Source organism: uncultured Capnocytophaga sp., from assembly GCF_938029845.1.
In the GTDB taxonomy this organism is placed as follows: domain Bacteria; phylum Bacteroidota; class Bacteroidia; order Flavobacteriales; family Flavobacteriaceae; genus Capnocytophaga.
Map to the genome: position 1 here is coordinate 1 of NZ_CALHGG010000101.1, position 20,423 is coordinate 20,423.

Genomic DNA, 20,423 nt, shown 5'->3' on the forward strand with positions numbered 1-20,423 from the left:
ATACACCCCATTCTTATCATACTGATAGTAATAATGCCCTGGAACAATCCCAAAAGTAGCCACATCATAGCCAGAGAGCAGCTCTTTTCCTCTGTAGAGCTTGTCCCCATCAGTTACAAAAACTTTAAACAGCTTTATTTTATTCAAATTCTCCTTGGGTATGGGTACTCTAAGGTCTTCGTCCCCTAACGGATAGCTATTTTCATCATAATAGAGGTGATTTTTATCTATCAAATAGAAATCATTCAGCCTTCGTAAGGTAGGAATATCAAAATAATCAGGGAGTTCCACAAAATAATCCTCCGCCTTTTCCTCATCATCATATCCTCCAATATAGCGCAATACATGGGTAGTGGTTTTGTATATATTATTCGATACCTGCTGTACCCGCTCCCCTTTATAGATAAAGGGTTTCCCTTGGTAATAGGTGTTGTTCTTGTCGGAGACAAACTCCTTATCTATCGATTCTTCCTGAAGAGTAGCGACATCAGCTCCCTCTACCTTTTGGTCATAATAGTATAGGTAGTTTTTGTCCTTGAAATAACAATTGGTAACCGACTCAAAGGTCGCAGGATCAGAGATAGCAATCGGTTTTGTTCCCCTAAAAGCCTGCTTATAAGTTCGCCAAATAGGTTCTTTCCAATAATAGTCAGACTGCTTATCATAGTGACTTATAACGCCCACTACTCCAAAGCCTGTGGTATCTATCTTTATTAAATCCCCTTGGTAATAGATCCCATTTTTGTCTTTGGCTAATCTCGATACATCAAGGCGCGCGAAACTCGCCATATCAGGTTTTATGATCTTGCGGGTATTTTTTTCTTGGTAGATGACATAATCCTGATTGATGATATAGCCCTCCACATAGGGGCGCTTATATTTCTTAAAGGAATGCCATAGGGAATCCGTGCGATGGATATCGGATACAAGCATGGTATCTCGTACCACTACCTCCTTTTCGGCTGTAGTAGGGAGTTGCTCTACTGGCTTTTGCTTGCAAGCAACGAGTAACAAAGTACAAAGTAATAGACGATTCATGATAGTTTTGAGTTTTGAGTTTTAAATTTTGAGTTGTTATTGTTAATCTTTACTTTGGCGTATTTCTTTAAATTCTGTACCTAAGAACTCCACATTTACAAAATATTGTGTATAGTAATAGAAATCTCCTTTGTCATCAAACTCATATTCAGTCATTTTTTCAGGACATACAGACCAATATCCTTCTGCATTCTTAAACAAATAAAAATCAGGTAGCTTGTGCTCGTAGGCATCTCCTTGGTAAATAGCCAAAAGCGATACCTCTTTGCTTTTGAACAACCTTTGTGTCTTATAATAGAGGTAATCCTTATCCATAAGAAAATCCCCAAAAACGGGTTGTAGTGTTGAGTTATCATAACCTTTTACTACATGAACCCCATCTTGGCATAGATAAACATGGTTCTTATCCCGATAAAAATTAGGGGCAAAGTAAGGATCAAAAGTAGCCATATCCACTCCTTGTACAGGCTTTTCCATATAATACAATTGGTTATCCGCTTTGTAATACTCGCTATCATAGGACTCTTGTACAAAAAGTACCTTCCCCTGATGTGACCTATGTACATGTTTGCCTTGTTTGAGTAGCTGAACTTGTTCTTGTGTAAGTCCTTTTACATATGGATCATGCCATAGTGAATATTCTTTAGTTATATATAGTTGATTTTCATAGATAATATAATCTCCTACGCTAAAGAGATTCTTGCCATATACGGGCGTTCTTTTTATCTTGAAAGGTAACTTCTTCTCCCAGGCATAGATACCATGCTTATCATACTGATAGAGATCATAGGAGCACTGAAAGATTCCGAAAGTAGCAGGATCATATTCCCTGACTTTTTGCTCCCCCCTATACAGATACCTGCCATCGTATATATAACGCTCATAAGCCTTTACCTTAGATAGGTCAAGCTTGGTGGTAGGCATCTGATCATAAGACGATTCTTCTACTAAATAAAGATGGTGCTTATCTATCATAAAATTAAAAGAAAGTCCTCTGAGCGTTGGAATATCAAAATCTCCTGTAATAGGGGTGAAAATGACTTCCTCTTCACCTGAAAAATCAGCTTGTAGTACCTCCTTGGTCGTTTTGAATAAGAGACCTGAGAGTTGTTCTACACTTTCTCCTTGGTACATGAGTGGTTTTCCTTGGTAGTATATATGATTTTTATCATAAATAAAATCTTCGAAAAACCTTCTTTCCACATTCAAAGAAGATATATCAGCACCTTCTACCTTTTGGTCATAGTAATAGAGGTTGTTTTTATCCTTGAAATAGCTACCCCAAGCTTCTCCTATGGGTTCAAAAGTGGTGGGGTCAGCCAAAGAGAGTTCTTCTTTGCCAAAGAAGATTTTCTTATCTGTACGCCAAAGATAACCATGGTTATCCTTGTATGTTAAGATCTTAAAGCCTATGGTATCAGTACAGATAAGGTTTCCCTTGTAATACACTCCATTTTTATCTATAGCAAAGCCCCCTTTTCTCTTAAAAGAAGCCAAATCAGCCGTTACAAGTCTTCTAATCGTATCACAATCCTGATAGGCTATATATTCCTTATTGATTATATAAGTCTCAGGCACATACTTACACTTCCCAGAGTGAAGTTGTTGAGCTGTTGTATCTGCATCGGTTACAATTATGGGATCAAAAGCACCCATTATAGGCGTTTGATACCTAACCATAAGAGATCTAGCGCAAGAGACAAGTAATAGAGTACAAAGTAAAAGACGGTTCATAAGAGTTTTGAGTTTTGAGTTCTTAGTTTTGAGTTGGTCATTAGTCAATCTGTCCATTGGTCCTTTTTCAGTTCTGTACCCAAAAAGCGGATTACATTTTCGTCACCTAACTCGGCGAGCCAATACCCCTCGGTATTCTTAAAAAGATAATAGTCGGTAGTAGGGGTGCGATCCTGACTACATCCCATACGGTAGCCTGTATAGCGTGCTAAAACCTCTACATTTTTATTTTTAAAAAGCCTTGTAGTGCCATAATAGTAATAATCCTTATCCATCATAAACCCATTGGAATCTCCCTTAAGTGTAGCTACATCATACCCCTCTACCATCAAAAAATGTGCTTCTTTCTCACTCCATCTGTCATAGTAGTATATGCGATTTTTATCCTTATAAAAATAATCCGTTAAGTACTCAAAGGTAGCTGCATCTACACCTTTTTGTAGCTTCTCTCCTATATAGATATGTCCGTCCGCTTTATAAAGATTATAGTCATACTCTTGCTCTTTTTGAAGGAGTTCCTTATGAGGAGATAACAAATCCTTTAGCGAGGTCTTTCCTTGTTTGAGTATCTCTATCTGTTGGGAAGTAAGATTTTTTGCATATAGACTATCTTCATAGCCTCGATAATAAGCCTGATTTTCATAGATAAAGAGGTCTTTTTCATCTATAAAGAAAAGATTTTTACCATATTCAGGACGCTTTGTATAGCGAAAAGGTAGTTTATAGTCCCAATTATAGATTCCTTTCTTATCGTACTGATAGTACTGATGTGCTGGAATGACCTCAAAAGTAGCTGCATCGTATCGTTTTTCAGGCTTTCTCTCATAATAAACAGTAGAACCTACTACAACAAATTTGGTAAATACCCTTATTGAGGAGAGCTCTTCCTTGGAAACAGGTACTCTGAATCCTTCATCTCGTACAGGATAAGAGGGAGGAATATAATACAGATGATTCTTGTCTATCAGATAAGAGTCTGAAAGTGTTCTAAGGGTTGGGATATCAAATGGCTCTGAATGCAATTCTACCAATATGGAATGAGTTTGCTCATCTTCCCAACCATTGTAACCCAACACATATTTAGACGTTTTGAAGATCATGGAGGATACTTGCTCTACCGCCTCTCCTTTATGATAGAGACGCTTCCCCTTATAATAGACATTTTTACCCTCATTGAGGAGTTCGCCTCTACTGAGTTCTTCATTAACGAGGTTAGTGGCCACCCCCTCGATGATTTGATCATAATAATATACGTGATTCTTATCCCTAAAATAGCAATAAGTAAGCGCCTCAAAGGTCTGAGGGTCAGAAACAGAAAGCCGCTTTGTTCCAAAGAATACGCCCCCATTGGTACGCCAATAATAGCTATCAATGCCATGTACATAGCCCTCTATCTCCTTAATCTCTCGACTTGCTAATATCTTAAATCCTGTAGTATCCACTTTTATGAATTGTCCCTGATAATAGACTCCATTTTTATCCACTGCAAAACCATAATTCCATTTTTTTATTTGGAAGGTCTTCCTATCGGGATAGAAAGTAACTGCGGTATCGCAAGCCTGATAAATCATATAATCCTTGTTATAGATAAACCCTTCGTCATATTTACAACGGGTATTCCATCGTTTTTCCATCTTGAGGTGTTCCACCTGCTTGGCATCGGTAAGCTGTATCTTACGGTATTGTGCCCTACTATGCTGCATTATAGTCAGCACTAATATTCCATATAAAACATATTTCATAAAAACCTATTTTTTTTGCGACAAATATACTCATTTTTTCTTAATTTTGTAGCCTGATAGCCCATTATTTTATGACTTACCAAAATATTCATATCAACAATGCTACCCCTGAGGATTTTGTCCAAGGAGCTCACACGACCCTATACTATATCTTTCTCTTACAGGGGGATAGCCTCTTTAGTGTCGACTTCAACGACTATACTTCCCAAGGCTATTCCCTGCTATTCCTCTCCCCTTACCAGTATTTCCAATGGAAAGAAACAGCACCCAAAATGGACTTTATTGCCTTCCATGGAGATTTCTATTGTATAGAGTACCACAAGAAGGAAGTCGCTTGTAACGGCTTATTATTCAACAATATATACCAACAACCCCACTTTGAGGTCTCTCAGGCGGTTTTTGGAGAATTGGAGCGTCTCTTGAAAAAAATGCAAGCTATTGCTTCAGACTCCAATCCTTACCAAATTGCAGTGCTTAAGAGCTACTTGCAACTGATCTTGGCTATCGGAAGCCGAGAAAAGCAGCATTTTTTGAGCCACTTAAAAGAAGAGAACCCTTTGCAAAACCCCGTGGCCAATTTTCAAGAGCTTTTGGAGACCAACTTTCTCAAGGAAAAGGATATCAGCTTCTATGCTGAGGCCTATCACCTTTCAATCAGTGCTTTCTCCAAGCGTATCAAGCAGTATTATGGGAAGACTCCTTCAGCGTTGCTAAGGGAACGCTTGGTTTTGGAGGCGAAAAAGCTACTGCATCTCACCCATAAGTCGGTCAAGGAAATCGCCTTTGAACTCTGCTTTGAGGATGCTTTCTACTTCAGCCGCTACTTCAAGAAGGAAGTAGGGGTTTCCCCCAAGCAATTTAGGGAAAGTGTAGGAATTTCGATTGTGGCAAAATAATCTATGTTTGTGGCAAAAAAATCCATTCTTATTTGGAAAATGCTTTGTACTTTTGCATCCTGAAAATAATACATAGTCATATGCAACAATTATTAGAAAAATTGGCTGGATTACAGTCACAGTTTATCAACTTTATTCGCATTGCGATCTTTATCGTAATGGCGTGGATTGGAGGGCTCAAAGTATGTCAATACGAAGCCGATGGGATTGTTCCCTTTGTTACCAATAGCCCTTTTATGAGTTTCTTCTATGCTAACTCAGGTAAAACCGCTATTGATGAGAATGGTGTTACAGGAGAGGCTAACAAAGGTAAAGAAGTAGCAGAATACAAATTACACAAGAACCCAGAGGGGAAAATGGTGGCTGCCAATATAGAATGGCATAAGCAGAACAACACCTATATCTTTTCTTATGGCTTAGGAGCGTTCATCTGTCTAATTGGTTTGCTTACTCTTTTAGGTGTTTGGTCTCCTAAAATCGGGCTTATCGGTGGATTACTTACTTTTGGTATGTCTATCGTTACCCTTTCGTTCCTTATCACTACCCCAGAGGTATATGTACCTAACTTAGGAGGAGATATGCCTACCCCTAACCATGGCTTCCCTTACCTATCAGGAGCTGGACGCTTGGTACTGAAAGACATTATCATGTCGGCTGGTGGACTTATTGCGGCTTCTGATGCAGCAAGACGTTTGTTGAAATTAACTAATTAGTCAATTAGCCAATTGACTCATTGTCAAATTAGTTCATTAGCTCATTAAAAGGATAGCCCCAAACCGCTCGGTTTGGGGCTATCCTTTTTATACATTATGACAATTACTTTCTGGTAGGTAGTGGGTAGGTACCCTCTACAAGAATGCTCTTATCTACGTCTTGGATATTGCGATGACCTGAGAAGGCCATAGTGGTATCCATTTCATCATAGAGGATTTGTAGGGCACGAGTTACCCCTTCTTCTCCGTATGCACCCAATCCGTATACGGGAGCACGGCCGAGCATGATACCTTTAGCACCCAAAGCCCATGCTTTAAGCATGTTCTGACCTGTATAGAAACCTGAGTCTATCCATACTTCGGTTTGACTACCTACGGCACTTACGATATCTGGTAAGGCTTTGATAGAAGAAATCGTATCGTCCATCTGACGACCACCATGGTTGGAAACGATGATGGCATCAGCTCCGTATTTTACAGCTTCTTGTGCATCTTCTGGGGTCATGATTCCCTTGAGGATAATAGGACCTCCCCAAAGTTCCTTAATCTCAGCTATATCCTTCCAGCTAAGACTTGGGTCAAACTGTTCTTTTGTCCAAGAAGAGAGTGAAGAAAGGTCAGATACATTCTTAGCATGACCAGCGATGTTACGGAACGTCCAACGACGATTACCAAACACATAGCGCAAGCCCCAAGGAATTTTAGTAGAAAGGTTGATTATATTAGGAATGGTAAACTTCGGAGGGGTAGAAAGTCCATTCTTAATATCACGATGGCGGTTTCCAAGTACTTGTAAGTCTACCGTTACCATAAGAGCGGAACACTTAGCTTCTTTGGCACGGCGAATGAGGTCTTTCATAAACTCTCGATCACGCATCACATAGAGCTGGAACCAAAAAGGTTCTACACCTGCTTCCACTAAGTCTTCAATGGAGCAGATGGACATAGTAGAGAGGGTGAAAGGAATTCCAAACTTCTGAGCTGCTTTAGCCATATGGATTTCCCCATCAGCCCACATCATTCCCATAAAGCCCACAGGAGCAGTCATCGCAGGGAATTTCACTTTTTGTCCTAATAGTGTGGTCTCAAGGGTACGATTATCCATATCCACCAAGATTTTCTGCTTGAACTTGATAGGATTAAAGTCAGAAACATTCTCGCGGTAAGTGGCCTGTGTCCAAGAACCGGTATCCACATACTCATAGAACATCTTAGGCACATTGCGCTTACATACTACACGCAAGTCCTCAATGTTAGTCATTTTTGTTAAATCTCTCATTCTATAAATTTTTATTATACAATAAATGTTTTATCAGAGCTAATTTCTTTATGAAAAACAAGTATTTGCTTCTCGGCGCAAATATAAGAAATTATTTTTATTTATGTCATATTTATTTATTATTTTTTAGTTTTTAGCATTTAATACAAATCAACAGTAAAAAAGTTATTTGCTAACCTTCTAAGAGGTAACAAATTACCTCTCTACATAAGATGCCATTTATTGACCCTCAACGAATTAGATTACAGAAAAATTTCTAACCCTTGATACGCACTAATAATCCTTGCGATAAGTAGTTTTACGCTTTTGTTTTAGAGGGTCTCTAACTTTGGAGCGGAACATGAAGCGGAACATGGGGCGAAAAATCTGTATAATGACCGGAGTAAGTGACACCGCAAAAAATATACAAACGACTTGCCACCATAGGGATAATTCTTTGGTAAGCACTGCAAAGATAAGCCCCGCACATAGCCCCATAGTCATAGTGAGAATGATCCCATAGAGCACCCCGTAGGCCAGATAGTTGCCGTAATTCTTCATCGGTCGGTCGGTCAGGTAGCCGTAAATCCCCCAATAAGCGAAAACTGCAATAACGAAAAATATAATCACCCCAATGGTTTTCACTACAATAAAGACATCTGTAACGATGATCTCATCTGTGGAGGTCTTATAGCGAATGTTATAAGAGGACTCTCCATTTATCTCTGAGGCAAAAGGCAGTGCCCGCTCCAACTCCTGCCCTGATTCTATGGTAAAAGTAACCACAGGGGTACCCATTTCTACATATCTTGTGCGTCCATCTGAATCTCTTTCCTCACTCGTATAGGTATCCTCATAACTTACCACCTGAGCGGTATAGGGCTTAAAGTCACTATCGGAAGCCAGTTGGTAGAGTTGTTTCACAGTACTTACCCCTAAGAGCAGCATAAAGGGGGTAAGCCCCACCAATAGGGAGATAGGCACCCAGATAAAGAAGGCGGTAAAACAACCCGCTTTTGCTTTGTTTTTATCCTGAGCCTTACGGTTGCTTTTTCTGATAATCAGATATGTAAGTCCTACTGAAATGGCAAAAAACAGTAGGACAATGATTCTATTAAAAACTATTTCATCCATAAGCGATAATTATTGATATATCCTTCTTTCAGAAGGTTTTTCACATTCAGATACAAAAATGGTTTTAGGAGCTACTTTGAGCTGCTTCGGGTCTGTCTGATAACACTTGGGTTGTACAAAGTCAAACCTATAATACCGAATATCATTCAGGGTATCCTTATAGATATTTTTATCTTTATCATAGGTTAAAAAATCCTTATTAATAGGATCGGGCTTCACACTCCCCTCTTTTACATTCATAAAAAACGCCTTAGGCTCTTCCAAGTTGGAGATACTGAGGAAGTCTTTAAGCTCCTTGTCCCCTTGGTCTTCCGACTTCTCCTTTGCAAAAAGCACCTTTCTCAGCTCTTTCATAGGTATTTTATCAATTTCCTTTTTGAGTTCCCATATAAGCTGCTTACTTCTCTCTACATCAGCTTGGTTAAAGAAGAGCAAACACTCATAGCCCTCTTTGGTTACCAAAGCGCCTGCCCCATCTATCTGGTATTCTGAAAGTTTCTGATAGGAAATAAGAAAGTCATTATTATCCTGTAAGTCAATCTGATAGGTATTCTTTAGTTCTCCAAAAAGTTGAGCAAACCCGAATGTTTTCAGATCTGCAATCAGAGAAAAGGAATTTCCTACCTCTTCCCTTGAGAAGGTATGTACATAGCGAGAAGAAAAGCAATTAGGGTTGTCATTGAAAACTGAGTATGTCTTTCCATGTTCAAATCGGATATAATTCTTCCCATGCTGAAAATTGGCAAAACGAATACGGACTTTGTCTTTCCCAATAGAGTCATTCCGCTGCCCATACACGACAAATAGCGGTTCCTTTTTCGGCTTAAAGAGGATGATACCGTCCTTTTGAACCTCATAACTCCCTGGTACAGCTGTCATATAGCCCCAAAGGACAAATAATTTGTTAGGCAAGAGCATAATACCCCCTCCACGCCCTCTGTAATTGCCTGAAATATCTTTTTCTTGGGCATATACAAGGCTTCCTATAAAAGAGAAAGTCAGCAATAAGAGTATTTTTGTTTTCATGATATTAGTTTTAAAATTTTATCTTTCAACTGTTTGCAATTACAATTTCTCTGAATATTAGCTAATTAGCCATTATTTCTCTTCTTGGGGAAGATCATTCACATTCTGAGACAAAGATGGCTTTAGGCGCTACCTTGAGCTGCTTCGGGTCTGTGATACTTCCCTGTGTCTTGACCTGCAAGTATAGCCTAACTTCTTCATCTTCAAAAGGTTTTGAAGTATAACTACCCCCCACTACTCTCCCATCTTTCTTTAGGACAAGAAGTGCCGTAGGAGGCTCTATGTTCTCTGCATAAAGGAAAGAGATAGACTCCTGACTTATATCTTTTGATTTTTCTTTAGGAACAAAAAACCTTTTGAGATGCTCTTTAGGTACTTCCTTCAATCTTTCTTTGACCATTTTTAGTTCCTCCTCTGACCATTTCCCTCTATGAAAAAAAGCCCCATTTTCCCCTTCTAACTCCATAGGTACGAGCACTACATTTGCCTTCTCACGACTAAGTTTATCATAGGAAATCAAGAAATCATTATACGCTCCCAAGTCAAATTGCAATGTGTTCTTAATCCCCTCTTCTTCAAATAAATAAGACACCTCTTCATCATAGTATCCTATATGATGTATGAGAGTAAGTGTATTGCCTACCTCCTTTCTGTCAAAGGTATGTATATACTCGTGAGAAAAACAGTTAGGGTGATCATTGAACACACTATAAGTTTTTCCACTTTCATACTGAATGTAGTTCTTCCCTTCTTCAAAATTGACAAAACGAATACGCACCTTATCCTTCCCAATGGAATCATTATGATACCCATATACCAAGAACAAGGGTTCTCTCTGAGGCTTTAATAAGTAGACCCCATCGGGTCTCTTTTGGTAATAGCCCCGAATAATCGTCATATAAGTCCAAGCGGCAAAAGTCTTATTCGGGAAAAGCATAATACCCGATTCGGGTTGCTTATAGCTCTCTATTAGCTTTCTATCCTGAGCTAAAAGAATATTGGCTACAAAAAAGAAAGCCAGCAATAAAAGTGTTTTTGTTTTCATAAGCATTTTAGTCATTATTCAGAAAACAATGGTGAGATTTTTATTTTTAGTTTCTTCATATCTATTTCTGATTTTTTTGTATCTATAAGATCATATTTGTGATATGTCCGATCTCGTTCCGCCTCTTTATATATATTTTTTTCTTTATCATAAGTAATTTTCCCCATATATTCATAGGGAGAGGTACCTTCTCTTTCATATTTTTCTCTAAAGATAGTATTGGATTCCTCTATCCCTAATTGAGATTGTACCACCTTCAACATTTCTTTTTCATTTTCATCTTTTTTCCTAATATAAATATAGTTTTTTATTTCTTTTAATGGTGTTTTTTCTATATTAGAACGTATTTTTGCAAGTGCTTCTTTATTCTTTTCTAAGGTTTCTTCTTCGTTCATTAAAAGAAGTATCTCCATTCCATCTTTATTGGTAAAAGCAGCTATACTTTCTCCCTGATATAGAGAATAACTATGACAGAAAACGATATAATCATTATAAGCTGGATTCATACCTACTTCGTAAGCATTTTTTATGCCTACAAACTTCTTATTGTATTCTTCAAAGAGGCTTTCCCCTATAAAAGTAATAGATTTCCCTACCTCTTTTCTATCAAAAGTATGTACCAAATCATTATCTTCGTTGGAAACAGAGTAATATCCGCCCCTCTCCAAGTGAATATAGTTCTTTCCCAGCTGAAAATTCACCAGCTCCACCCGTATTTTATCCTTGGATAAGTCCTTATCATTGCGCGCATAGACCAGAAAAAGCGGTTCTTTCTGAGGTTGCAACCATATCATCCCATCTTTTTGTACTTGGTAGTCTCCCTTTACCCCTGCCAAGGGATTCCATAGTAAGAACTTCTTATCAGAGAGCAAGAAAAGCCCCCACTTACGCCCTTGGTAGAAACCTTCAAGCTGGTTATTTTGAGCCTGTATAAAGCCTCCTAAAGAAAAGAAAGCCAGTAATAAAAGTATTTTTGTTTTCATCATTTGTTTAAGTCAAAAGCATTGATAATAATAGACAATGTAACTCCCTTACATATAGGTTCTTTTACAAAAGGAAAGGAATACCCTATATCCAATCGTACATAATTGATAAAAGTAATTCCTACTTTAGGCTGTATCGCTTGGGTATTGAGAGAAAGTCCCAATCCTATGATTAAGGCATATATTTCTGCTCCTATTTCTGGAATCACTTTGAGCCTGCCCTTCTCTGTGGTAAAGTGTGTTCCCCCGTAAAATCCCACTCCTCCTTCCCTAGGTGGCATCATAAAGGTAACTCCAGTGAACCCCAAGCTCTTATGATGAGTATAGGTATAGGCCATTCGTGGTGCTATGATGTATAAGAAAGGATTTTTATACTGATACGTATGTGTTTCTTGATTATAATACTGCTCAAAGTGTTGTGCAGAAACTTTGAGAGAGAAAAACAGGAAAAGGACAAACAAATTTCTCATAAAATCAACTTTAAAAGTTCCCTTTCTATAACGCGACAAATATAACGAATTTTCCTCAAAAAAATCAGAATTTCTTACGACTTTATTGCTATGTTTATTTTTTTGACTACCTTTGCAAAAAAATAGACCTATGAATACTGAAACTGCTGTTCAATTAACTAAAGATGTTTCTGAAGATATTCTTTTGGCATTAGAGACACAAGAGACCCCACCCTCTTCTGAAAGACTCCCTCAGAGAGTACTTGATTCTATTAAGAAAGGAACCGAGCAAGCTGAGAAAGGTCTTGTTTTTGATGATGCTATAGTAGATCAAGAAGCTGAAAATATTATCATGCAATGGGAAAGAAAGTAAAAGTTACTTGGTCTGCTATTGCTAAAATACAATATTATGATACTTTGATTTTTTGGAACGAACATAACCAATCCAATGAGTATTCCAAAAAAATAAGAGCCAAAATAAAAGAAGCCTCCTCTAAGTTAAGTTCTTACCCCAAAATAGGAAAAGAAAGACCTGAAGACAGAGAGGTAAGGCAGATTATTGTGTTTTCCCATTTTTCTCTATTCTACAGAATCTATGAAATCAATGAAGACTTAACAGAGATCGTCATTGTAACATTTTGGGATAACCGAAACGACCCTAATAAATTAAAATTCTAAAAATGAGTGCCATTGTAGCCATTGTAGGACGCCCTAATGTAGGCAAATCCACTTTTTTCAACCGTCTTGTTCAGCGCCGTGAGGCTATCGTAGATAGCATCAGTGGGGTGACCCGTGACCGCCATTATGGAAAAACCGACTGGAATGGACGTGATTTCTCTGTGATTGATACAGGAGGATATGTAGCAGGAGGCGATGACGTGTTCCAAAAAGAAATAGATAAGCAGGTGAATCTTGCCATTGAGGAGGCCGATGCCATCATCTTTTTAGTAGATGTGAAAAGCGGTATTATGGGTACCGATGAGGAGATTGCCCAGCTGCTGCGCCGTAGCAAGAAACCTACATTCCTAGCCGTAAACAAAGTAGATAATACCAAGCGGGCTATGGATGCCAATGAGTTCTATGCCTTGGGGTTTGAAGAGATTTTTCCTATCTCCAGTGTCAATGGTAGTGGCACAGGCGAACTCTTGGATGCCGTAGTAAAAATACTCCCTGAGGAGGAAAAAGTGGAGGAAGTAACCCTACCTCGCTTTGCTGTAGTGGGGCGCCCCAATGCAGGTAAATCATCTTTTATCAATGCTCTTATAGGAGAGGAGCGCTATATTGTTACTGACATAGCGGGTACCACTCGTGATGCTATTGATACCCGTTATAATCGTTTTGGGTTTGAGTTCAATCTAGTGGATACCGCTGGTATTCGCCGCAAGGCAAAGGTCAAAGAGGATTTGGAGTTCTACTCGGTGATGCGTTCAGTACGTGCTATAGAACACTCCGATGTATGCCTACTCTTGGTAGACGCTACCCGTGGTTTCGAGGGACAAGATGCCAATATCTTCTGGCTGGCACAGCGTAATAAGAAAGGTGTGGTTATCTTAGTCAACAAATGGGACTTAGTAGAAAAAGACACTCATACCACCAAGCACTTTGAGGAGGGGATTCGCAAGATTATCGCCCCTTTTACCGATGTGCCTATTATCTTTATCTCTGCCCTTACCAAACAACGTATCTACAAAGCGATAGAAAAAGCAGTAGAGGTGTATAACAACCGCAGCCAGCGTATCAAAACCTCTGTGCTCAATGAGTACATGCTCCCCATCATCGAGGCTACTCCTCCACCGGCTACCAAAGGAAAGTATATCAAGATCAAGTATTGTATGCAGCTACCTACTGACCTACCTCAGTTTGTCTTTTTTGCGAACCTCCCCCAATATATCAAGGATCCTTACCGCCGTTTTGTAGAAAACAAGCTCCGTGAGAAGTTCAATTTTGAAGGCGTACCTTTGGATATTTTCTTTAGGGAGAAATAAAAGGAGTTTTGAATTCTGAGTTGGAATACTTTGTAATAATAGATGAGGCTATTCAACAGAAAGGAAGAAAAGTAACTATTGAGGAACTTCAACTTAAGCAAAGATACTCAAAATGATTAAATTCGTAGTCCCCATACTTACTATTGACAAAGAGCAAACGATTGATTTCTATTGCAAATTGAGCTTTGTGGTTGTTTCCAAAGATTTGTTGCTTAGAGAGCCTTCTATCTATCTACACCTCTATGAGGGCACCCTTGAAAGTATTGCTCATAGAAAGAAAGGCGATGAATTAGACTTGTTGTTTTCTATACAAGTAGAAGAGATTGCTTCTATAAAACAACAACTTCTGACCAATAATATTCCTATAGAAAATGACTATGATATCCCTGTGGGAAAATATCTGTATATAAGAGATCCTAATGGGTATAGAATATGCCTCTATGAACTATTTGTCCCCTAATAAGCAAGATGAATACTTTAGAAGCCAAGAGAAAAGCATTAGCTAAAGAAAGGATAGAAACCAAATACAAATCTCACAAAGATTGCACCTTTATAGAGGTTGTTACTGCGGATAAGCTGCAAGAGTTCTATGATTTTATCTCAACACATATACGCTATACAGAAGAAAATTACCAAAGATACAATGATAGATATTGTATAGGAGAAAAGTATGACAAATATAGTATCAGAAACTGGATTATTGAGAAGATAGCAAAGCAAACAAAGCCTTCTGACATTATTATATTGCCCTTTTTAGACTTTGGTATCTGCGTAGAACTCATTAGAGTAGAGGCTTTTTTTGAGGCAGAATTGGATGAAAAGATATCCCAACATATAGGTTTGGATATTGGATATATCAACCTATCACAGCAAATACTACATTATTTCTCTGATGAAGAGTATTTTGTTTTTGAATACTTGAAAGACAATTTGTAACCATTAGTCTTATGAAAAAATACGAATATGACACCCATCACAACTACATCCAAGAAACCTGCCTTAGTGGCAGTGAGGTTCTCTATACCCAAAAAAGAGAGATCTCTTATTATGATTAGTTATTGATCATTAGTACTATAACACCACTACTTTCTTAGTTTCAAAAAAATCTTCTTCAAAGACCTCTGAAAGGTTATAGATGGTAGCTGAAGGAAAAGCCGCTAGTTCTTCAGTAAGATCCCCCCCTTTTAGGTAAAGAATCCCTCTTTTATCACCCTTATTGGTCACAGGCTTAAGCAGGTGTTTGGTGAGCTTATAGAAGTCGGCCATTTGAGTAACCGCACGGCTTACGATATAGTCATATTGTCCCTCAAGGGTCTCTACACGTGCCTGCTGGAAGGTGACATTAGTAAGAGACAAAGCGGTAGCTACTTCCTGCACCACCCTTATCTTCTTACCTATGGAATCAACCAAGTGGAAAGACACCTCTGGGTAAAGAATCGCCAGTGGAATCCCGGGAAAGCCACCGCCTGTGCCTACATCTAATACCTTTAGCCCTGCCGAGAAAGGGTGTATCTTGGCTATGCCCAAGGAGTGTAGGAGGTGATGTAGCACAAAATGCTCCATATCCTTGCGAGAAATCACATTGATACGTGCGTTCCACTCCTTGTAAAGGCTTACAGCTTGAGTATATTGTGCCAATTGTGTAGGGGTAAGCTCTGGGAAATACTTGAGTAACAACTCCATAAAGACAAGATATTAGGAAGGTCAAAAATAGGATAATATTTCCAATCCCACAAATTTTTAAAGAAAGATTTTAAAAACACTTGTACATTCCAAAAAATAATAGTACCTTTGCCCCGCTTTCTTTTATGGGAGCTTTAGAATACTAAAAGCAAGTAAACGTTTAATTTAAGATATTAATATTCAATCCAATGAAAAGAACATTTCAACCTTCCAAGAGAAAAAGAAGAAATAAACACGGTTTTAGAGAGCGTATGGCCACAGCAAATGGACGTAAAGTATTGGCACGTCGTAGAGCTAAAGGAAGAAAAAAACTTACTGTTTCCTCTGAACCAAGACATAAGAAATAATGTTTATAACTTTCTGTAACAAGTAAGGTGCCGTCTGATTGTAGATAGCACCTTTTTTGCATTTTTCTTTTTTATTATTCACTTATGAAATCTATCTCTGAAATTCGTCGTGATTTCCCTATCTTGGAACGAAAGATAGGAGGGAATCCTCTAGTATATTTTGACAATGGGGCTACTTCCCAAAAGCCTCAACAAGTCATTGATAGTATTGTAAACTTCTACACCACTTACAATGCCAATATTCACCGAGGAGTACATACCCTCAGCCAAGAGGCTACTGAGGCTTATGAAGTGGCTCGCCAAAAACTCCAGAAGCATATCAATGCCAACAAATCCTTTGAGGTACTCTTCACCAGTGGCACCACCGAGGGTATCAACTTGGTAGCTACCTGCCTAACACCTTTCCTAAAGGAAGGTGATGAAATCTTGGTACTGACCACCGAACACCATAGCAATATTGTTCCTTGGCAGCTACTTGCCGAGCGTACAGGGGCCCTCGTACGCCCTATTCCTGTAGATGAGGAGGGAATGATTCTTATGGAGGACTTTAAGGCTATGCTCTCAAAACATACCAAGGTAGTAAGCTGTCAGCATGTATCCAATGCCTTAGGCAATGTGCATCCTGTAAAAGAAATCATCACTCTAGCCCATAGTGTAGGCGCTGTAACCCTTATCGATGGTGCACAGAGTTGTCCGCACTTTGCTATAGATGTACAAGACTTAGATGCAGACTTCTATGTCGCTTCAGGACATAAGATGTACGCCCCCACAGGCATTGGCTTTCTTTACGGGAAGGAAGAATGGCTCCAGAAACTCCCCCCTTATAAGGGCGGCGGGGATATGATCAAAACTGTCTGCTTTGAAGGGACTACCTATGCGGACTTACCTTATAAGTTGGAAGCAGGAACTCCCAACATCTGTGGCGGTATTGCTTATGGGACTGCTATTGACTACATGCACTCCTTAGGTATGGCTGATATTGCCGCCCATGAACATGTGCTCCTAAAGTATGCCCATGAGCAAATTCACGCCTTAGGCGGGATTACTATCTATGGCACACATGATTTAGAACATAAGGCAGGAGTCATCTCTTTCAATGTCAATGGTGCTCACCCTTACGATGTAGGAACACTCCTTGACCAAATGGGGATAGCTGTACGTACAGGTCACCACTGCGCCCAACCTGTCATGGACTTTTATCACATTCCAGGTACTATACGCGCTAGTTTTGCTGTTTATAATACCTTGGAGGAGATAGATAGGCTCATTGCAGGTCTTAGAAAGGCTATGAAGATGTTATTATAATTCAACATAATAAACTCATTATTAGCAAATTATAAAATAATTAAAAAAATAATTGATTTTTTCTTGCCAATTCAAAAAATAGTTGTACCTTTGCAATGTCTTAAAAATCACACGCGGGTGTGGTGAAATTGGTAGACACGCCAGACTTAGGATCTGGTGCCGTGAGGTGTGTAGGTTCGAGTCCTATCACCCGCACTAAGCTCTCAGAACTTTTCTGAGAGCTTTTTTATTCAATATACTTCCCTATGTTAGCATCTTTCCAAAATCATCTCCAACAAAACTTCCCCTTCCTATGGCAAAAGAAAATCATCCTTGCCATTAGTGGAGGAATTGATAGTGTGGTACTCGCTCATCTGCTCCATGGGTTGGATATTCCTTTCCTTATGGCACATTGCAACTTCCAACTACGAGGGGAGGAAAGCGAAGGCGATCAGCGGTTTGTAGAGGCTCTTTCCCACCAACTCTCCGCACCCTTAGCCGTGAAACGATTTGAGACTAAAGCCTATGGCAAAGCCCATGGACTGAATACCCAATTGGCCGCTCGTGTCTTACGCTATGAGTGGTTTGAGACTCTGCGTAAGGAGAAAGGCTACGACTATGTGCTAACCGCTCATCAGGCCAATGATTCTTGGGAAACATTCCTAATCAACACTTCTCGTGGTACAGGTCTCAAGGGGCTTTTAGGCATACCTGCCCAAAATGGGGCTATTTTGCGCCCCTTACTTCCTTTTTCGCGAGAGGAAATACATGCCTTTGCCACAGAGAACCACATCTGTTGGCGGGAGGATAGCTCCAATAGTTCGGATGCTTATACCCGCAATAAGATACGCCACCACCTCTCCCCTATCTTAAAAGAGGTTCACCCACTTTTCTTTAAGAATTTTGAGAAAACGCAATCTCTCCTACAACTCACCTATGACTTTCTGCAAGAGAGCATTTCTCAATACCGAAAGGAATGTTTTACAATGGGCAACCCTATTGTCTTTCTCATAGAGAAGCTCCGAACTCACCCACATAGGCGATTTTTGCTGCACGAGCTGCTTTCTCCCTATGGATTTACCGATGTAAATGCTTTGGAACGATTTTTGCAAGCCTCTACGGGTAAGTACCTTGCCTCCGATACCCATCGGTTGCTCTCCAACAGAGGACAGTGGCTTATCAGTGAAATCCATGAAACTCCTTCCCCTGCTTTCTATTTGCAGGAGACAGACCAAGCGATTGACTTTCCTATTGCCCTGAGTTGGGAAAAAGTCAGTCAGGCGGAACCCTCTGGGGCAGAGGTTATTTATATAGACAAGGAAAAGATACAATTCCCCTTATGCCTACGCAAGCGCAAGGAAGGAGATCTTTTCTTTCCTTATGGAATGGGAGGACAGAAGAAGGTACTACGCAAGTACTTTAAGGATGAGAAATATTCGCTCTATGACAAGGAAAACCAATGGCTACTAACCGATAGCACCGACCAAATCCTATGGGTAGTAGGCAGGCGTGCTGACGAACGTTTCCGCCCTACCCCTCATACCAAAGAAATACTCTGTATCAGACTTAATGACAACTAAATACCCGATTATGAAAGATTTATTACTCATTGGCTCTCTTTTCCTTGCCTTTATTGCTTGTAAAGGAGAGGAGTTTTCTCAAAAGAAAGCCCAAGATCCTTATCAAAGGATAGAACACTTGGCACAGGAAAAAGCTCAATACCAGCCTCGTCCTGCTAAGAATTACCAAAAGGTTGTAGTACCTGCCAAACTCAAGTATTATTATCAGTCAGTGGATTTTACCAAAAATGGGGATGAGCTAAAAGAAGATTTGGCTGTGCTGACCATTGCCAAGCACTCTCATTTTATTTCTTATGGAAATCGCCACCCCTATTTGGAAAAGGCCAACCAAGATCCTAAAAAAACTGGAAATATACTCTTGGTATATACAGGAGAGAGCCGCTCCAAGAGTGAAGTACAGAAAAGAAACCAGCCCAATGGAAGTGTCAATACGGAACACATCTACCCACAGAGCCATATCAAAAAATATGGGGATCCTGACCAACCCTTAGGTGATTTGCACCATTTGCAATATATAGACAGTGGTGTCAACTCCTCCCGTGGTAATCTCCCCTTTACCGAAGGACATGGCGTTACAAGCAGAGAAAATAAGGGGAAGGCATGGTATCCTGGTGATGAATATAAGGGCGATGTAGCACGTATGCTTATGTATATGTATCTGAGGTATAACCTCCCTTTTCATCATGTAAGTACCGATGGAGTGGGGCTACTGCTGAAGTGGAATGCCGAAGATAAAGTTTCACCACTGGAACTACAACGCAACAATGAGATAGAGAAAGTTCAAGGCAACCGCAATCCCTTTATTGACAATCCTTATTTGGCGACTAAGATTTTTGGAGAGGTAGCGGGTCATTCACCTGAGAACCTATGGAAGTAGGATTTTTCCTATTTCTAAGATAGAGCCAATATCCCACATTGGCCGTAGTTATCCCTACCAAGAAGCCTACCAAAATATCAGTAGGGAAATGTACTCCTAAGTAGAGGCGACTATAAGCATACGGAATAGGCCATAGGAAAAGCCAGCAAGCGAATTTCATACGCTTGCTAAAGACTAAATATAGAAAAGTGGTCAGAGCAAAGCTATTGCTCGTATGTCCAGAGAAGAAGCTATAACCTTTCTCTCCTATGATAATACGCAATTGAGGGATAAGCACCTCAGTATGTAACGGACGTAAGCGCCCTACAATCTCCTTAGTCGTATTGGTAATAGCCACTGTAAGGAGTAAGGTTCCTATGGCATAAAGGAAAATACGCCAAGCCTCCTTTCGGGGAAAGAAGTAAAAATTTGCCCATAAGACAATGGCAAAAAAAGGCACCCAATTCCAAGCATTGGTAATAAGCAGCCAGAAGGCATCCCATGAAGTGGAACCCGTTTGGTTAATAGCCACTAATAGCTGATAGTCTTTCTCTAAAAAGTCAGTAAACATAGGTTATAGTAAAATAAAAAATCCTTAGTACTGAATACTAAGGATTTTTGTGCCTACGACTGGATTCGAACCAGCACGCCCTAACGAGCACCACCCCCT

22 protein-coding genes and 1 tRNA gene are annotated in these 20,423 nt (G+C 39.6%); 12 read left to right on the plus strand and 11 right to left on the minus strand.

The genetic code is table 11. The annotated features are described in order from the left end of the window. The 3 genes from Q0625_RS07280 to Q0625_RS07290 form a co-directional block, all read right to left on the minus strand. A partial coding sequence (locus tag Q0625_RS07280; RefSeq protein ID WP_298825174.1) for a DKNYY domain-containing protein occupies positions 1-1,038 on the minus strand: 1,038 nt, incomplete at its 3' end. A 42-nt stretch (positions 1,039-1,080) separates the two neighbouring features. Further along, positions 1,081-2,772, minus strand: a complete 1,692-nt coding sequence (locus Q0625_RS07285) for a DKNYY domain-containing protein (RefSeq protein WP_298825176.1) — start codon at positions 2,770-2,772, stop codon at positions 1,081-1,083. A gap of 44 nt (positions 2,773-2,816) precedes the next feature. Further along, on the minus strand, positions 2,817-4,514 hold the full coding sequence (locus Q0625_RS07290) for a DKNYY domain-containing protein (protein ID WP_298825178.1): 1,698 nt from the start codon (positions 4,512-4,514) through the stop codon (positions 2,817-2,819). A gap of 71 nt (positions 4,515-4,585) precedes the next feature. On the opposite strand from Q0625_RS07290, the gene Q0625_RS07295 reads away from it, so the two are divergent. Both Q0625_RS07295 and Q0625_RS07300 read left to right on the plus strand, forming a co-directional pair. Further along, the gene (locus Q0625_RS07295; RefSeq protein WP_298825180.1) at positions 4,586-5,410 is read left to right on the plus strand and encodes a helix-turn-helix domain-containing protein; all 825 of its coding nucleotides are present in this window, start codon (positions 4,586-4,588) and stop codon (positions 5,408-5,410) included. An 80-nt stretch (positions 5,411-5,490) separates the two neighbouring features. Continuing rightward, complete coding sequence (locus Q0625_RS07300; protein WP_298825182.1) at positions 5,491-6,123, plus strand: DUF417 family protein; 633 nt, start codon at positions 5,491-5,493, stop codon at positions 6,121-6,123. Between the two features lie 103 nt (positions 6,124-6,226). On the opposite strand, the gene Q0625_RS07305 is transcribed toward Q0625_RS07300, so the two are convergent. From Q0625_RS07305 to Q0625_RS07330, 6 genes are all read right to left on the minus strand, one after another. Then, the gene (locus Q0625_RS07305; RefSeq protein ID WP_298825184.1) at positions 6,227-7,402 is read right to left on the minus strand and encodes an alpha-hydroxy acid oxidase; all 1,176 of its coding nucleotides are present in this window, start codon (positions 7,400-7,402) and stop codon (positions 6,227-6,229) included. Positions 7,403-7,675: 273 nt separating this feature from the next. Then, on the minus strand, positions 7,676-8,515 hold the full coding sequence (locus tag Q0625_RS07310; protein WP_298825185.1) for a hypothetical protein: 840 nt from the start codon (positions 8,513-8,515) through the stop codon (positions 7,676-7,678). 9 nt (positions 8,516-8,524) lie between these two features. Then, complete coding sequence (locus Q0625_RS07315) at positions 8,525-9,541, minus strand: hypothetical protein (protein ID WP_298825188.1); 1,017 nt, start codon at positions 9,539-9,541, stop codon at positions 8,525-8,527. Positions 9,542-9,635: 94 nt separating this feature from the next. Next, a complete protein-coding gene (locus Q0625_RS07320; RefSeq protein WP_298825191.1) occupies positions 9,636-10,586 on the minus strand; it encodes a hypothetical protein in 951 nt (316 codons plus the stop codon). 14 nt (positions 10,587-10,600) lie between these two features. Then, positions 10,601-11,572: a hypothetical protein gene (locus Q0625_RS07325; protein WP_298825194.1), complete on the minus strand. Its 972-nt coding sequence runs from the start codon at positions 11,570-11,572 to the stop codon at positions 10,601-10,603. After that, complete coding sequence (locus Q0625_RS07330; RefSeq protein WP_298825196.1) at positions 11,569-12,039, minus strand: hypothetical protein; 471 nt, start codon at positions 12,037-12,039, stop codon at positions 11,569-11,571. The genes Q0625_RS07325 and Q0625_RS07330 overlap by 4 nt, the downstream gene beginning before the upstream one ends. 130 nt (positions 12,040-12,169) lie before the next feature. Here Q0625_RS07330 and Q0625_RS07335 point away from each other — a divergent pair, with 130 nt between their 5' ends. From Q0625_RS07335 to Q0625_RS07355, 5 genes are all read left to right on the plus strand, one after another. Further along, positions 12,170-12,391 carry a hypothetical protein gene (locus Q0625_RS07335; RefSeq protein ID WP_298825199.1) on the plus strand — a complete coding sequence of 74 codons (222 nt, stop codon included), beginning with the start codon at positions 12,170-12,172 and terminating at the stop codon, positions 12,389-12,391. Next, a complete protein-coding gene (locus Q0625_RS07340; protein ID WP_298825202.1) occupies positions 12,376-12,696 on the plus strand; it encodes a type II toxin-antitoxin system RelE/ParE family toxin in 321 nt (106 codons plus the stop codon). The genes Q0625_RS07335 and Q0625_RS07340 overlap by 16 nt, the downstream gene beginning before the upstream one ends. Before the next feature lie 2 nt (positions 12,697-12,698). Next, entirely contained in the window at positions 12,699-14,003 is a 1,305-nt protein-coding gene (der, locus tag Q0625_RS07345) for a ribosome biogenesis GTPase Der (RefSeq protein WP_298825205.1), read from the plus strand. Between the two features lie 112 nt (positions 14,004-14,115). Next, positions 14,116-14,463 (plus strand): hypothetical protein, encoded by a 348-nt coding sequence (locus Q0625_RS07350; protein WP_298825208.1) that lies wholly within the window; start codon positions 14,116-14,118, stop codon positions 14,461-14,463. A gap of 8 nt (positions 14,464-14,471) precedes the next feature. After that, positions 14,472-14,939: a hypothetical protein gene (locus tag Q0625_RS07355; protein WP_298825211.1), complete on the plus strand. Its 468-nt coding sequence runs from the start codon at positions 14,472-14,474 to the stop codon at positions 14,937-14,939. Between the two features lie 135 nt (positions 14,940-15,074). Here Q0625_RS07355 and rsmG read toward each other — a convergent pair whose 3' ends face one another. Beyond that, positions 15,075-15,686 carry a 16S rRNA (guanine(527)-N(7))-methyltransferase RsmG gene (gene rsmG / locus Q0625_RS07360; protein WP_298825214.1) on the minus strand — a complete coding sequence of 204 codons (612 nt, stop codon included), beginning with the start codon at positions 15,684-15,686 and terminating at the stop codon, positions 15,075-15,077. 188 nt (positions 15,687-15,874) lie between these two features. On the opposite strand from rsmG, the gene rpmH reads away from it, so the two are divergent. The 5 genes from rpmH to Q0625_RS07385 all read left to right on the plus strand — a co-directional run bounded on the left by rpmH (position 15,875) and on the right by Q0625_RS07385 (position 19,774). Next, on the plus strand, positions 15,875-16,033 hold the full coding sequence (rpmH, locus tag Q0625_RS07365) for a 50S ribosomal protein L34 (protein WP_002669412.1): 159 nt from the start codon (positions 15,875-15,877) through the stop codon (positions 16,031-16,033). An 84-nt stretch (positions 16,034-16,117) separates the two neighbouring features. Then, positions 16,118-17,338: a cysteine desulfurase gene (locus Q0625_RS07370; RefSeq protein WP_298825225.1), complete on the plus strand. Its 1,221-nt coding sequence runs from the start codon at positions 16,118-16,120 to the stop codon at positions 17,336-17,338. 113 nt (positions 17,339-17,451) lie between these two features. Continuing rightward, positions 17,452-17,533: transfer RNA gene (locus Q0625_RS07375), tRNA-Leu, on the plus strand. A 50-nt stretch (positions 17,534-17,583) separates the two neighbouring features. After that, positions 17,584-18,897: a tRNA lysidine(34) synthetase TilS gene (gene tilS / locus Q0625_RS07380; protein WP_298825229.1), complete on the plus strand. Its 1,314-nt coding sequence runs from the start codon at positions 17,584-17,586 to the stop codon at positions 18,895-18,897. A 10-nt stretch (positions 18,898-18,907) separates the two neighbouring features. Beyond that, a complete protein-coding gene (locus Q0625_RS07385) occupies positions 18,908-19,774 on the plus strand; it encodes an endonuclease (RefSeq protein ID WP_298825232.1) in 867 nt (288 codons plus the stop codon). Here the strand turns inward: Q0625_RS07385 and Q0625_RS07390 are convergent. After that, positions 19,722-20,324, minus strand: a complete 603-nt coding sequence (locus Q0625_RS07390; protein ID WP_298825235.1) for a phosphatase PAP2 family protein — start codon at positions 20,322-20,324, stop codon at positions 19,722-19,724. The two genes, Q0625_RS07385 and Q0625_RS07390, sit on opposite strands and share 53 nt — an antisense overlap. Between the last annotated feature and the right edge of the window lie 99 nt (positions 20,325-20,423).

Bases quoted from the DNA above. Each gene is read 5' to 3' on its own strand.
- Q0625_RS07285 (WP_298825176.1), bottom strand. From the start codon at position 2,772: ATGAACCGTCTTTTACTTTGTACTCTATTACTTGTCTCTTGCGCTAGA.
- Q0625_RS07290 (WP_298825178.1), bottom strand. From the start codon at position 4,514: ATGAAATATGTTTTATATGGAATATTAGTGCTGACTATAATGCAGCAT.
- Q0625_RS07295 (WP_298825180.1), top strand. From the start codon at position 4,586: ATGACTTACCAAAATATTCATATCAACAATGCTACCCCTGAGGATTTT.
- Q0625_RS07300 (WP_298825182.1), top strand. From the start codon at position 5,491: ATGCAACAATTATTAGAAAAATTGGCTGGATTACAGTCACAGTTTATC.
- Q0625_RS07305 (WP_298825184.1), bottom strand. From the start codon at position 7,402: ATGAGAGATTTAACAAAAATGACTAACATTGAGGACTTGCGTGTAGTA.
- Q0625_RS07310 (WP_298825185.1), bottom strand. From the start codon at position 8,515: ATGGATGAAATAGTTTTTAATAGAATCATTGTCCTACTGTTTTTTGCC.
- Q0625_RS07315 (WP_298825188.1), bottom strand. From the start codon at position 9,541: ATGAAAACAAAAATACTCTTATTGCTGACTTTCTCTTTTATAGGAAGC.
- Q0625_RS07320 (WP_298825191.1), bottom strand. From the start codon at position 10,586: ATGAAAACAAAAACACTTTTATTGCTGGCTTTCTTTTTTGTAGCCAAT.
- Q0625_RS07325 (WP_298825194.1), bottom strand. From the start codon at position 11,572: ATGATGAAAACAAAAATACTTTTATTACTGGCTTTCTTTTCTTTAGGA.
- Q0625_RS07330 (WP_298825196.1), bottom strand. From the start codon at position 12,039: ATGAGAAATTTGTTTGTCCTTTTCCTGTTTTTCTCTCTCAAAGTTTCT.
- Q0625_RS07335 (WP_298825199.1), top strand. From the start codon at position 12,170: ATGAATACTGAAACTGCTGTTCAATTAACTAAAGATGTTTCTGAAGAT.
- Q0625_RS07340 (WP_298825202.1), top strand. From the start codon at position 12,376: ATGGGAAAGAAAGTAAAAGTTACTTGGTCTGCTATTGCTAAAATACAA.
- der (WP_298825205.1), top strand. From the start codon at position 12,699: ATGAGTGCCATTGTAGCCATTGTAGGACGCCCTAATGTAGGCAAATCC.
- Q0625_RS07350 (WP_298825208.1), top strand. From the start codon at position 14,116: ATGATTAAATTCGTAGTCCCCATACTTACTATTGACAAAGAGCAAACG.
- Q0625_RS07355 (WP_298825211.1), top strand. From the start codon at position 14,472: ATGAATACTTTAGAAGCCAAGAGAAAAGCATTAGCTAAAGAAAGGATA.
- rsmG (WP_298825214.1), bottom strand. From the start codon at position 15,686: ATGGAGTTGTTACTCAAGTATTTCCCAGAGCTTACCCCTACACAATTG.
- rpmH (WP_002669412.1), top strand. From the start codon at position 15,875: ATGAAAAGAACATTTCAACCTTCCAAGAGAAAAAGAAGAAATAAACAC.
- Q0625_RS07370 (WP_298825225.1), top strand. From the start codon at position 16,118: ATGAAATCTATCTCTGAAATTCGTCGTGATTTCCCTATCTTGGAACGA.
- tilS (WP_298825229.1), top strand. From the start codon at position 17,584: ATGTTAGCATCTTTCCAAAATCATCTCCAACAAAACTTCCCCTTCCTA.
- Q0625_RS07385 (WP_298825232.1), top strand. From the start codon at position 18,908: ATGAAAGATTTATTACTCATTGGCTCTCTTTTCCTTGCCTTTATTGCT.
- Q0625_RS07390 (WP_298825235.1), bottom strand. From the start codon at position 20,324: ATGTTTACTGACTTTTTAGAGAAAGACTATCAGCTATTAGTGGCTATT.